Genomic DNA, 12378 nt, shown 5'->3' on the forward strand with positions numbered 1-12378 from the left:
TCATCATTTTCGCGAAATGGATTGCGCCGGAGAGGAGCGTCGCATACACCGGGGTTTGGGTGCGCGGGTTGACCCTCCGCATCAGTCCGTGTGCGGGGAAGCGCTTGTCGCGGGCCATCGCGAACACCTGCCGTGAGCATGCGGCCATCACCACCATGCCGGCTCCGAAGATCGCAAAAGCGATGCCGGCCAGGAGGAACCGCTCCATCACCGGCCCCAGCTGATCCCGGATGATGGCTGCGACCGGTGACCCACTGGCGCTCACCGCGTCCACGTCTTTGATCGCGACGGTGAGTGCGAGCAAGAACAGCAAGCCGGCGACTCCGGCTGCGACCACCGATGCCACGATGGCGCGCGGGACACTGCGAAACGGATCTTTGGCCTCCTCAGCGAGATTCGCCGCCGAGTCGAATCCGACGAGCGTGGTCAGGCCCATCAACATCCCCGCCATCAGCCCGCCACCAATTGCGAGGTAGTTGCTCTCGCCCGCGGTGATCCCGCGGGATGTCAGATTGCTGACCTCGCCGCTGCCGGTGAACACCACGACTGCAACCAGTGCGATCACCAGGACCACAACGATGCCGAGTTCGATGGCCACCGCAGCAGACGTGATCATTCCCAGCAGTCGTGTGGAGGCGATCACCAGTGCCGCCTGAATCACCATGATCACCACGGTGATCACTCGAGCGGTGCCCTCGTTCTCCTCCATACCGACCAGTGGCATGAACGCCTGGCTCGCAAGCGCGCTGTCATTGCGACCACTGCGATCGCCAGGTACCAGAACGTGAGCCACCCGAATAGCCAACCGATCTTCGGGTTCGCCAGCCGTGAGGCCCACTGGTACGACGAGCCGCTCAGCGCGATCCGCGCCGCGAACTGAGCGACCACGAGCGCGACCAGGGTTTGTCCTACGGCGGCGACCACCCAGAGCCAGAGTCCGACTGGTCCTGCAGTCGAGAGCAGATCACCGTACGTCGCGAAGATTCCGACGGCCACCGAGATGAATGCAAACGATATGGCGAATACCTGATACGACCCAAGTGTTCGTTTCAGCTCGTTCTTCGAGAGGGGCTCAGACGAGAGTTCGTCCGCAGTCTGGTCGTCGGCAAAGGAATTGGCCACCTTGGGTACTCACCTTGTTCCGGAGGGCACCCCAGGCCTGGTGGCCGAAATGTCGACCACAGGCTAACCCGGTTGACGCGTGAATATCGTCCAGTAATCGAGACCGGGGAAATAGGGCTCAATTCGCCGAATGGCTGAAATCGGTAACAGGGCAACGTGCAAGGCACAGGATTAGTTGCGAGATTGGGTTCCGTCGGTCTGGTCGAAGAATCGCCAGTCGCCATCCACGTTGACCTCCATACGGAACCCCAACTGGCCCGATGGAACCTCACGGTTCTTGAACCATTTGTAGGCGTCTTCAGCGTTGTTGAACTCGACCTCGTCGATGACGTCCTCGTCAGGATTGAGCACTCGATATTTCGCCATGTCTCCCTCTCCTCGACTTGCGTTCCCGTGACACTCCGCGGGTCGTTGATCCGGGTACCCGTCAGTTCGCAGGACTACACATCGGTCAGGTCTCGGTCGTCTCGACCGGGCTCCTGCGCCGCCGGACGATACCGGTCACAACGGCAAGGATCGAGCCAACGGCGAGAACTATCGCCGACGCGAACGGAAGTGCGTTGTCGATGAGTCCCACGATGAGGACGACCGGGATTGCCAGTGCCGGCCACGGGATGATCGTTCGCCAGTTGCCCGAACTCCACCCGAGGATGGCGCACACTCCGGCGATGAACAACGCCAGCCCACCGCACAGGACCCAGCGTCCAGCAGCGCTGAGTTCACCGACCGGATGCAGGACGTACTGCTCGATCCCGACACCAAGGAGGGCCGCACCCAACGTGATTGGCAGATGTCCGTAGATGTAGCCATCGGCGCGTCCGCTACCGACCGCACTCTCATCATCCTGTATCTCGGTCTTCGCTTCGGCGCCACCGATGTCGAAGTACATCCACCACACCGAAGCGGCGATGGTGAATCCCAGCGCTGCCACCAACGAGGACGACCATGCCCAATGGGTGTCATGCATCCCGAGGACGATGGCCGAGATGGACTCGCCGAGCACCAGAATAACGAAGAGGCCGAAGCGTTCCGGTAGATGTTTGAGGTGCAACGGCACGTCCGGGCCCCACCGGGTGGCCGCGAATGGAGCCATCGCCTCTATCGCGATACCGACCGCCCACAGGATGTAGGTGGTCGGCGATGGAGTGAACAGCGAGACAGTCCAGATGACCACGCTGATGACCGTCGCCGCGAAATACAGATTGATCGTGACCCGTACTTCGCTGATGTGCCACCACGCACGTAGGTACAGACCGGCGAGGATCACGCGGGTCGCGATGTAGCCGACGCCGAACGCCACGGTCCCGTCCGCCCCGACGGCGGTGGATGCGCTGGCCGCCATCACCGCAATCGCAAAGGTGGCAGCCAGTTTCAGCACGCGATACACGACGTCGTTGGTGTCGAACCGGTTTGCGTACAGCGTGGTGGTCACCCACGACCACCACGTGACCACGAACAGACCTGCGAAGACGGCCACACCGTGCCACCCGAGATCATCCTTCAGTGCCAGCGCCAACTGATGGATGACCAACACATAGGCAAGGTCGAAGAAGAGCTCGAGTCTCGTTGCCGCACGGTCGTCTTCGGTTCGCAGTCGCGGCGGTTCTATGAGCGGAGTGCGCTGGTCGCCACCACTGGCGTCGCCGGCGTTCTCCGATTGATCGCCCGAAAGCCCCGGTGTGCGCTCACCCATTTGTGAGTTGTCCTTACTGTCGGCCCAACGATGCGCATTGAGCCAGAAGCGGCACAATCACTCCCCACGTCGGTACCCCGTGCCGAGGGGACGCAAACCGCGCAGCTCCGCTATTTGGTATTGCTATGTACCGGTACTCTGCGTTACCGTCTACCGGTACTCAGCGATACAGATTAGAAGGAGGTGAGTGATGGGCAGCCAGATGACGGAGATGCTCAAGGGCACCCTCGAGGGCATAGTGCTCGCAAACCTAGCCGTACGTCCGACGTACGGCTACGAGATCACAGCACTGTTGCGCGAGCAGGGTTTTACGGACCTCGTCGAGGGCACCGTCTACGCCTTGCTCGTCCGCATCGAGCAGAAGGGTTTCGTGAATGTGGAGAAGGTCCCCTCCGAGAAAGGGCCACCACGAAAGGTCTATTCGATCAACGACATAGGGCTCGAACAGCTCAACGAGTTCTGGAGAACATGGGACTTCCTCTCCGAACGAATCGAACAACTCCACGAACGAAGGAAGTAGTCATGACCAGATGGATCTCAGCAATCATCAGATCGTTCGAAGAGAAGAAGCAGTACAAGCGGCACGCTGCGCGCATCAATGCCCTTCCCGAGCCGCACCGCACCGCCGCAAACGCGCTGCAGAGGTACTTCAACTACTACGGTGGCGTGACCGACGGCGCGACCATCGTGAAAATGATGGGCGACCACGTCGACCTCTGGGAGCGCGCGGCCATCGACAGCACACCGGTGCGTGAGATCGTCGGCGACGACCCGGTCGAGTTCGCTGAGACGTTCACAGCGGCATACAGCGGCAAGCACTGGATCGACAAGGAACGCGCCCGCCTGGCCAAGTCCATCGAGGACGCTGAACGACAAGGACAGCGATGACCTCGACTACAGCGATCCGTGTACAGGGGTTACAGAAGTCGTTCGATGAGCTGCCGGTGTTGCGCGGCGTCGACTTCGACGTGGCGACAGGCAGCATCTTCGCCCTGCTCGGCTCGAACGGATCCGGCAAGACCACGGTTGTGAAAATCCTGTCGACACTTCTCAAGCAGGACTCCGGAACAGCGAGCGTGGAAGGCTGCGACGTCTCCGCGCAGCCACAGAAGGTGCGCGAATCAATCAGCCTCACCGGACAATTCGCGGCCGTGGACGATCTCCTCAGTGGCCGCGAAAACCTCGTGCTGGTCGCCAAGCTGCGACATCTGAAGAACCCTGGCAACATCGCCGACGACCTGCTCACTCGATTCTCGTTGACCGAGGCCGGCAGCCGAAAAGCATCGACGTATTCGGGTGGAATGCGTCGGCGTCTCGACATCGCGATGAGTCTCATCGGGAACCCGCCGGTCATCTTTCTCGACGAACCGACCACCGGCCTCGACCCCCAGGCACGCACCGAGGTGTGGCAGACAGTGAAGGAACTCGCCAACAGTGGGACGACGGTGCTGTTGACGACGCAGTATCTGGAGGAAGCCGAGCACCTCGCCGACCGGATCGCGATCCTTCACCAAGGTCGGATCATCGTGAACGGCACCCTCACCGAGCTCAAGCAACTGCTGCCGCCCGCGAAAGTTGAGTACGTCGAGAAGCAGCCCACGTTAGAGGAGGTCTTCCTCATGATCGTCGGGGACGACAGCAAGAGCCTCGGAGCCGACGCGCGCGCGACCAATAAGGAACGATGATGACCACCACATATTTCTACGGCGACACCGCCGCTCTGACCGGGCGTTCGCTGCGCCACATCCTGCGTAGCCCGGACACCATCATCACCACCGCAGTCACCCCGGTGGCCCTCATGCTGCTGTTCGTCTACGTGTTCGGCGGCGCCATCGATACCGGGCCGGAACGGTATATCGACTACATGCTGCCGGGCATCCTGCTCATCACGATCGCGTCCGGGATCGCGTACACCGCCTACCGCCTGTTCATGGACATGAACGGCGGGATCTTCGAGCGATTCCAATCCATGCCGATTGCTCGGTCCAGCGCGCTGTGGGCACATGTGCTGACCTCGCTGGTCGCCAACGTGATGTCGCTGACGATTGTCGTCGGCGTCGCACTACTGATGGGTTTTCGTACGGGCACAGGTGTATTGGGATGGCTCGCGGTCGGCGGCATCCTGATCCTGTTCACTCTGGCGCTGACGTGGATTGCGGTCATCGCGGGCCTTGTCGCAAAAACCGTGGACGGCGCGAGCGCGTTCTCCTACCCGCTCATCTTCCTGCCGTTCATCAGTTCCGCGTTCGTACCCAGCGAAACCATGCCCGCGCCGGTGCAATGGTTTGCGGAGAACCAGCCAGTCACAGCCATCGTCAACACGATTCGCGACATCTTCGCCGAAGAGCCGGTCGGCGGCGACATCTGGATCGCCTTCACCTGGTGCTTCGGCCTCCTCATCGTCGCGTACGTCGCCGCGATGGCCATCTACCGACGCAAGATCAGCTGAGTCCCCCAGGAAGTCCGGCCAGTTCTTCGACGATGAACTCTCGGAACTTCCGGAATGGAGTTCTTCGGAAGCTAGATGCTCAGGGTTTGATGAAGGAGGCCTCGACCATCAGGTCAGTGGCCAGGCGTGAACCCTTTTTCGTGTAGCGCAGCCCCCAATTGCTGCGGTCGAGGTGGACTTCGGCGGTGACTGTAGCGGTGTCATCCACCGCGACCACACGAGCGGGGACAGTCAACGGCCGTGTTTGGCCGTGAACGGTCAGATCGCCGATGACATCGATATGTCCCCCATCGCCGGGTCGCACCTGCGTCACGGCGAAGGTGATGGTGGGATATGTCCGGACGTCGAAGAAATCAGCAGAACGCAGATGCTCGTCCCGTTGCCGGTTCCTGGAATTCACGGAGCTTGCGTCGACGACCAGCATTCCGGTCACGCTCCCATCATCGCCGACAGTTCCGCTGCCTCCGACGGGATCGAAAGAACCGGTCACCGTGAACAGCCACAATGCCTTGGCGCGGAAGGTTATCGAGGTGCGGGCGGGGTCCAAGGTCCACGAGCCCTCGAGAGCGCGCAGGTCGGGGACGGAGTCAATGGGCGATGTCATTGTCAACTTCCGGTAGATGGCGATCCGTGGTCGGCGAAAGATCCGGCGAGCAAGCATTCAGCCCGGGTGAACCTGGAGGGTCGCTGACCGGGGCCCTTCTTCTTCGAGATGATCCACGATCGAGGGGTACTGACCGTATTTGGCCCGGTAGGCGGCGTCGACCCGCGCGAGATCCTTGTCGTCCGCTTCGGTGAAGATAACGTCAAAGGTGTTCTGCCGCGCCATTATCTGCCCGGTGTGTGAGGTGATCGCGGCGCGGAACCAGGCCGCGGTACGCCCATTGGTCGAACGAATGAATACGTCGGCACCGTCTCGCACTATCCAGATGGTCGTAGGCCGGCGCGCGCGACCGTCCCGCCGGTAGGTGACGACCTGTACCTCATCCGGTGCGCCCAGGACGGCGGCGTCCTCGATATTCCATGTTTTCATCGGTGTTCCTTCGTTTGGGTTCGGCATGACAACCGCTGTCAGGCGGGCTCATTCACCAGGCGGAAAGTCCGTCGACGCGGCAACGTCGGCTTGTGCCTCGTAGTCGGCGATACGTTTACGAAGGGTGTCCACCGTGATCGCCAGTGCTTGCGATCCGAGCAACAGCCGCAACGGTGCCGGCTCGATGTCGACGCTCTCGATGATGCGAGCGGCCATACGAGCAGGGTCGCCGGGCGCGAGGCCATTGGCGGGGTCGAGCATCTTCAGGAAACCGTGCGCCGGGTTGTTGTCGTAAGCCGACATGAGGGTGGCGACTAGGGCACTGCCGTAGCGGAACTCGGTTCGGGCGCCGCCTGGTTCGACGAGTGTCGCCCCGATGCCGAAAGGTGCGATCTCCTGTGCCACTGATTCGACGAAGCCTTCGATCCCGAATTTGGTGGCGTGGTACATGGAGTTGCCAGGAAATGCGACCTGTCCTCCGTACGAGGACATCTGAATGATGCGCCCATTCCCCTGCGCACGAAAGTGCGGCAGCGCCGAGCGGATGAAGGCGATCGATCCGGTGAGGTTTGTCGCGATCAGACGGTCGATCTGGGCGTCGGTGAGTTCCTCCGCGGCACCGAAGAGGCCATACCCGGCATTGCTGATGACGACGTCGATCCGACCGAGCGTCGAGAAGCTGCGATCGACGACCTCGTGAACGGCCGGAATGTCGGTCACATCGAGCACTTCGGCGATAAACGTCTGAGGGTATCGAGCGATGAGGTCGTCGACCTTGCTGGCGTCGCGGACGGTCCCGACGACGCGATCACCTGCGGTGAGGAGCTGTTCGGTCAGTTCGCGGCCGAAGCCGCTGCTGACACCGGTGATGAGCCAGGTGCGCTGAGCCATGGTCGGTCCTTTCATCCTCTTCCAGGTGCCGCGGCTATTTGTCCTGCGTGACCTCATCGACCATGCGAAGACCGTTCAGTGTTCGGGGATAGCCGATGAAGGGTAGGAGTTGGGTCAGGACATCGATCAGGACCCGGCGATCGTTGCCGACATGAAGGTTGGCGGCGACGTGGGCTTTGACCTGCGGGTCACAGCCGCCGTGCGCGACGAGCATCGCGAACGTGAGTAGCTCGCGGGTAGGTACGTCGAGTCCGGTGCGCGTGTAGTGATCGCCGAAGCAGTTGGCGGACAGCAAGCGCAGAATATGCGCCTGATCCTGGGGCGCGTTGGCATACAAGCTCTCGACGGTGTCAGTGCCGACGATCTTCTTCTGTACTGCCAAGCCCTTCGCCATGCGACTGTCCGGGGTGGTTGTGGACTGGCCCGGTAGCGGCAACTCGACACCGCGTTCGGTCAGCACCTCGTTGGTTGCGTGCAGGAAGTCGAAGACCTTGGCCATACCCACGTACGGCACTGCTTGATACACGATTTCTTTGACCTCGACCGGTGTCACCCCCACGGTCAGCGCCGCTCCGAGCATGACTCGATATTCGCGTAGCGCCTGGCCTGCGATCATCGAGGCCAGCTGAACCATCAGTCGACTCCGAATCTCGAGGCGACTGTCTTGGAGTACCTCGTCGAAAGCGAAGTTGTCAAAGTACTCGATCAACTCGGGATCGGTCTGCGCCAGTGTCGACACATGCCCTGGAAAGAGCTCATCGTGATTCTTCTGCGCTCGCGCGTTCGCGGCCATCTACAACACTCCTCACCGTGACCACATCTTCACGTCGACTGGGTCCTCTGATTCGAATGTAGGTCGGCTGCCGCGGCTGCGGGAGGGCCTATCAGTACCCCGTTCAGGAGTCGGACGTGCGATATGGACAAAAGCGACGGCGACGACGTCCTGACCTACGACGAACACGAAACGGGTTCGATCATGGTGCCTTGTGCCTCCCGACGATGTCCGAGCAGCGCGTCATCGAGGTACCCGATTGACGGAGACACCCGGGATGTGTCGCTGGAATCCCCTCCCCCGCAATTGATCCCAGGATCATCGTGCCCGCGAACGATCCAGGCACGTCAGCACAAGTGGGGCGCCGTCGGTGACGGCGATCGTGTGTTCGCTGTGGGCGGTACGAGATCCGTCAGCGGAGCGGATGGTCCACCCGTCATCGTCGTAGATGATTTTGTCGGTGCTGCGGGCGAGCCAGGGTTCGAGCGCAAGGGTCAACCCGGGCCGCAGTTTGAGACCTCGTCCCGCACGTCCGATATTGGGGACGTGCGGGTCTTCGTGCATGGTGCGCCCCAGTCCGTGGCCACCGAACTCGGTGTTGACCGGGTATCCGTAGTCGGCGGCCACAGCGCCGATGGCGGCCGAGATGTCACCCAGGCGGTTGCCGGGCAACGCCGCCGCAATCCCCGCTGCCAGGGCACGTTCAGTGGCTTCGATCAGGCGCTCGTCCTCGGGTCGCGGGACACCGACGATCACACTGCGGGCGCTGTCGGCGACCCACCCATCGATCGACACCGCGATGTCCATGCTCAGCAGATCGGCATCACGCAGTGTGTAGTCGTGCGGAAGGCCGTGCAGCACCGCATCATTGACCGACAGGCAGATGACGTTGCGGAACGGGCCTCGCCCGAATGACGGCGCGTAGTCCCAGTAGCACGATTGCGCACCGCGCTGCGCGATCAGATCGCGGGCGCGGTGTTCGAGGTCGAGTAGATTCACCCCCGGCTTCGCCTGGCCGGTGAGGTCGTCGAGCAATTCGGCGATGAATGCGCCGGTGACGCGCATCGCGTCGATCTCTCGAGGTGTCTTCAGTTCGAGCACGGGAGTTCCTCTCCAACCGGCCCGATGGCCGGTATTTAAATACCAGCCTAGCTGTTTCGTCGGTATTTTCATACCGGCCTGGAGTAAGCTGGTGGAATGGTTCGTCTCCCACTCACTCCTGCTCAACTCGCGACTGGTCAGCGCCTGGGTGCATATCTGCGCCAAGCTCGCGGCGATCGCACGCTCGCCGAAGTAGCGCAGTCCGCGGCGATCTCACCGGAGACGCTCCGCAAGATCGAGACCGGCCGGATGCCGACTCCGGCATTCACAACCATTGCAGCCTTGGCCCGTGCCCTCGACCTGCCGCTCGAGGACCTTGCGGACATCTGCGTTGCCCCCGCTGACCTACGTAAAAGTGGCTGACGTGAACTCGCCCTGGCCTGCCTGGGCGAGCTGAACACCGAATTGACCGGAGATCGGCGAACAGCATCACGCTGCCTGCTGTCGATCTATCGGCCAGACCCTCCGCACCACAGCTTTTCGGACCTCTTCGATCCACAGCACTGATGAGGCAACCGCAATTGCGAAGAACCACTGGGAGCCGGTCAGAAAGGTGGTGTCGAAGAGCTCTTGCAGGACACCGACGTTGATGACCGCGATATGCAAGACGATGATCGCCACGAGGGACAACCAGATCGTGTGGTTGGTGAATGTCTGCAGCGAGAACACGGAAACCCGATCCGAGCGCACATTGAGAAGGTTGAAGACCTGATAGAAGACGAAGGTCGTGAAACCCAGTGTTGTATCGACCAGAGGATCGTCGGCCGTTTCCGGGAAGATCTCATCGGCGCCGGCGATGACGAGAATCGTGCCGGTCGCCATGACAATTCCCAGGGCAAGAATCCGAAGTAGCCTATTGCGGTTGAGGAGTCGTTCGCTCGGCGAACGCGGCTTCTGCCGCATCGTGTCGGGTTCGGTCGGGTCGACGCCGAGCGCAAGCGCGGGCGGTCCGTCCATGATGATGTTGACCCAGAGGATCTGGATCGCCGTGAATGGTGTCCCACCGGCGATACCGGCCACTCCCGCGGTGAGAAAGATCAATACAAAGCCCCACGCCGTGGTGAGCTGAAACTTCACGAACTTGATGATGTTCGCGTAGATCCCACGGCCTTCCCGCACCGCCGCGATGATTGTCGCGAAGTTGTCGTCGGTGAGAATCATCTTCGCCGCACCTTTGGACACGTCGGTGCCGGTGATACCCATGGCGATACCGATATCGGCTTGTTTGAGGGCGGGTGCGTCGTTGACCCCGTCGCCGGTCATGGCCACCACTTCGCCGGCCTCTTGCAAAGCCCTGACGTAGCGAATCTTGTGCTCGGGCGCCACTCGCGCAAGAACGCCGAATCTCGCTGCGCGCTCGCGTAATTCGGCGTCGTCGATCGTGTCGAGATCAGCACCCGACACGGCCTCACCGACGATCCCGAGATCGCCGGCAATCGTCGACGCCGTAGTGAGGTGATCACCGGTGATCATGTGCACGGCGATTCCGGCGCCCCGAGCCGTCTCGATGGCTTCGCGGGCTTCGGGACGCGGCGGATCGAGGATGCCGACCACGGCGTACACGGTCAAACTGTCGACCACGTCGAACAACCCTTCTGCATCTTCGGGAAGGCGCTCGAGTGTCTTACCGGCAATCATGAGGGTACGCAGACCATCTCGTGCCAGCTCGTCAACAATCGCCGCCAACGCCGCCCGGTCTTCATCGGTGAGCACACGATCACCATCGACGTCGCGCACCTGACTGGCGCGTGCCAGCAACGGTCCCGGCGCACCTTTGGCGTAACAGCGAACCCCAGGGGTGTCGTCGGGACTCTGGTGGACATGAAACGTCGCCATGAACTTGTATTCGGAATCGAACGGGACCTCGGCCACGCGCGGATAGCTCCGGCGGGCACCGACAACGTCCACGCCACCCTTCTCGGCAAGCACCACGAGGGCACCTTCAGTGGGATCGCCGACCAGCACACCCTCGGAAACACTGGCGTCGTTGCACAATGACATCGCCAGGAGTGCGCGGCGGAAGTCGGGCAGAGGTTGCTCACCGTCGGTCAGGATTTTGCCCTCGGTGGTGTAGCCCGACCCCGTGACACGGAAAGTTTGACCTGCTGCCTCGAGACGGCGCACGGTCATCTCGTTGAGAGTCAGTGTGCCGGTCTTGTCGGTGGCGATCTGCGTTGTACTGCCCAGTGTCTCGACGGCCGCCAACTGTTTGACGATGGCACCACGCTTGGCGAGCCGGGAGGCCCCCATCGCCAAGGTGAAGGCGACGACCGCGGTCAGACCCTCTGGAATGGTTGCCACCGCGAGAGATACCGCCGTCAGCAACATGTCTGACCAAGACTCACCCCGAATGAGCCCGAGTAGGAACACGATCAGGACCACAACAAATGCAACAACAGTGAGCAACGTGGCCAGCTGATCGATGCGGCGCTGCAATGGGGTCTTGTCCGCCCCTGCGGTATGAAGCAGCGCTGCAATGGTTCCGAACTGAGTGTTCATCCCGGTGCCGGTCACAACCATGGTTGCTCGTCCGCGGGTGACCTCGGTGTTCATGAACAGCATGTTCGTCCGGTCCCCGATGGGCAGATCAGGATCGTCGAGCACCGCGGCGCTCTTGTCCACCGGGTTCGATTCCCCTGTCAACGCCGACTCGGCCACCTGCAATCGCGCAGTCTCGACCACCCGACCGTCGGCGGGTATGACGTCGCCGGCCTCCAGCAGCACCACATCGCCCGGCACGATCTCGGTGCGGTCCACGTTCTGCACACGCCCGTCGCGGCGAACCCGCGAGACCGCCACGGACATATCCCGGAGAGCTTGCAGATTGCCTTCGGCCCGGGTCTCCTGAACGTAATTGAGCACCGTGTTGAGACTGATCACCGCAAGGATGACGACGGGTGTCTCCCAATCGTGGGAGACGGCAGCGCTGACCGCCGCAGCGATGATGAGCACCACCGTCATCTTGTCGGCGAGCAACCGGGCAATTCTGCGCCAGGGCGGGATACGTGCGGCTTCATCCAGACTGTTCTCGCCATAGTCCGCGAGGCGCCGACGCTGGTCCCCACTCGACAGACCCTGCTCGATGTCGACGTCGAGATCCCCGACGATCTTCTCAACGCTCGCAGTGTGCGTAACGCTCTGTAGCTGCTCGGACATTCAGGGCTCCTCACCGGGCTCATCAGAGGTTGCCAACGAGACACCTCTGGCGCACAAGCTGTTCCGCGCAAAAGTCAGAAAAGACCGATTCAGACGAGACGGCACTGCACCGGCCACACGCCCCAAACGGTCCGCACTCGGGCCCATCACCTACGCGCGTC

At 61.8% G+C, this 12378-nt stretch carries 13 protein-coding genes and 1 pseudogene; 5 read left to right on the forward strand and 9 right to left on the reverse strand.

Annotated features, from left to right (window positions below):
• Nucleotides 1-31 precede the first annotated feature (31 nt).
• The 3 genes and pseudogenes from AC1TPF_RS19095 to AC1TPF_RS19105 form a co-directional block, all read right to left on the reverse strand.
• Nucleotides 32-1122 (reverse strand): annotated as a pseudogene (locus tag AC1TPF_RS19095) (APC family permease); the annotation flags it as partial.
• A gap of 171 nt (nt 1123-1293) precedes the next feature.
• A complete protein-coding gene (locus AC1TPF_RS19100; protein WP_482139539.1) occupies nt 1294-1488 on the reverse strand; it encodes a hypothetical protein in 195 nt (64 codons plus the stop codon).
• A gap of 85 nt (nt 1489-1573) precedes the next feature.
• Nucleotides 1574-2815: a low temperature requirement protein A gene (locus AC1TPF_RS19105; RefSeq protein ID WP_482144983.1), complete on the reverse strand. Its 1242-nt coding sequence runs from the start codon at nt 2813-2815 to the stop codon at nt 1574-1576.
• 190 nt (nt 2816-3005) lie between these two features.
• Between AC1TPF_RS19105 and AC1TPF_RS19110 the strand changes: the two genes are divergently transcribed.
• Genes AC1TPF_RS19110 through AC1TPF_RS19125 form a run of 4 tightly spaced genes read left to right on the forward strand, consistent with a single transcriptional unit; the run spans nt 3006 to nt 5264 of the window.
• Nucleotides 3006-3335, forward strand: coding sequence for a PadR family transcriptional regulator (locus tag AC1TPF_RS19110; protein ID WP_482144984.1), 330 nt, complete (start codon nt 3006-3008; stop codon nt 3333-3335).
• Between the two features lie 2 nt (nt 3336-3337).
• A complete protein-coding gene (locus AC1TPF_RS19115; RefSeq protein ID WP_482144985.1) occupies nt 3338-3703 on the forward strand; it encodes a DUF1048 domain-containing protein in 366 nt (121 codons plus the stop codon).
• Entirely contained in the window at nt 3700-4500 is an 801-nt protein-coding gene (locus AC1TPF_RS19120; protein WP_482139543.1) for an ABC transporter ATP-binding protein, read from the forward strand. The genes AC1TPF_RS19115 and AC1TPF_RS19120 overlap by 4 nt, the downstream gene beginning before the upstream one ends.
• Entirely contained in the window at nt 4500-5264 is a 765-nt protein-coding gene (locus AC1TPF_RS19125) for an ABC transporter permease (RefSeq protein ID WP_482139544.1), read from the forward strand. The genes AC1TPF_RS19120 and AC1TPF_RS19125 overlap by 1 nt, the downstream gene beginning before the upstream one ends.
• A 79-nt stretch (nt 5265-5343) precedes the next feature.
• Here AC1TPF_RS19125 and AC1TPF_RS19130 read toward each other — a convergent pair whose 3' ends face one another.
• The 5 genes from AC1TPF_RS19130 to map form a co-directional block, all read right to left on the reverse strand.
• A complete protein-coding gene (locus tag AC1TPF_RS19130) occupies nt 5344-5868 on the reverse strand; it encodes a YceI family protein (protein ID WP_482144986.1) in 525 nt (174 codons plus the stop codon).
• A gap of 57 nt (nt 5869-5925) precedes the next feature.
• On the reverse strand, nt 5926-6297 hold the full coding sequence (locus tag AC1TPF_RS19135; protein ID WP_482144987.1) for a DUF2255 family protein: 372 nt from the start codon (nt 6295-6297) through the stop codon (nt 5926-5928).
• Nucleotides 6298-6345: 48 nt separating this feature from the next.
• Nucleotides 6346-7188 (reverse strand): SDR family oxidoreductase, encoded by an 843-nt coding sequence (locus AC1TPF_RS19140; RefSeq protein ID WP_482144988.1) that lies wholly within the window; start codon nt 7186-7188, stop codon nt 6346-6348.
• A gap of 34 nt (nt 7189-7222) precedes the next feature.
• A complete protein-coding gene (locus AC1TPF_RS19145; RefSeq protein ID WP_482139548.1) occupies nt 7223-7981 on the reverse strand; it encodes a carboxymuconolactone decarboxylase family protein in 759 nt (252 codons plus the stop codon).
• 297 nt (nt 7982-8278) lie between these two features.
• Nucleotides 8279-9061 carry a type I methionyl aminopeptidase gene (gene map, locus AC1TPF_RS19150; RefSeq protein WP_482139549.1) on the reverse strand — a complete coding sequence of 261 codons (783 nt, stop codon included), beginning with the start codon at nt 9059-9061 and terminating at the stop codon, nt 8279-8281.
• A gap of 96 nt (nt 9062-9157) precedes the next feature.
• Between map and AC1TPF_RS19155 the strand changes: the two genes are divergently transcribed.
• Nucleotides 9158-9424, forward strand: coding sequence for a helix-turn-helix domain-containing protein (locus AC1TPF_RS19155; protein ID WP_482139550.1), 267 nt, complete (start codon nt 9158-9160; stop codon nt 9422-9424).
• Between the two features lie 66 nt (nt 9425-9490).
• Here the strand turns inward: AC1TPF_RS19155 and AC1TPF_RS19160 are convergent, their stop codons facing one another.
• On the reverse strand, nt 9491-12217 hold the full coding sequence (locus AC1TPF_RS19160) for a cation-translocating P-type ATPase (RefSeq protein ID WP_482144989.1): 2727 nt from the start codon (nt 12215-12217) through the stop codon (nt 9491-9493).
• Between the last annotated feature and the right edge of the window lie 161 nt (nt 12218-12378).

Source organism: Williamsia sp. Y853, assembly GCF_056786495.1.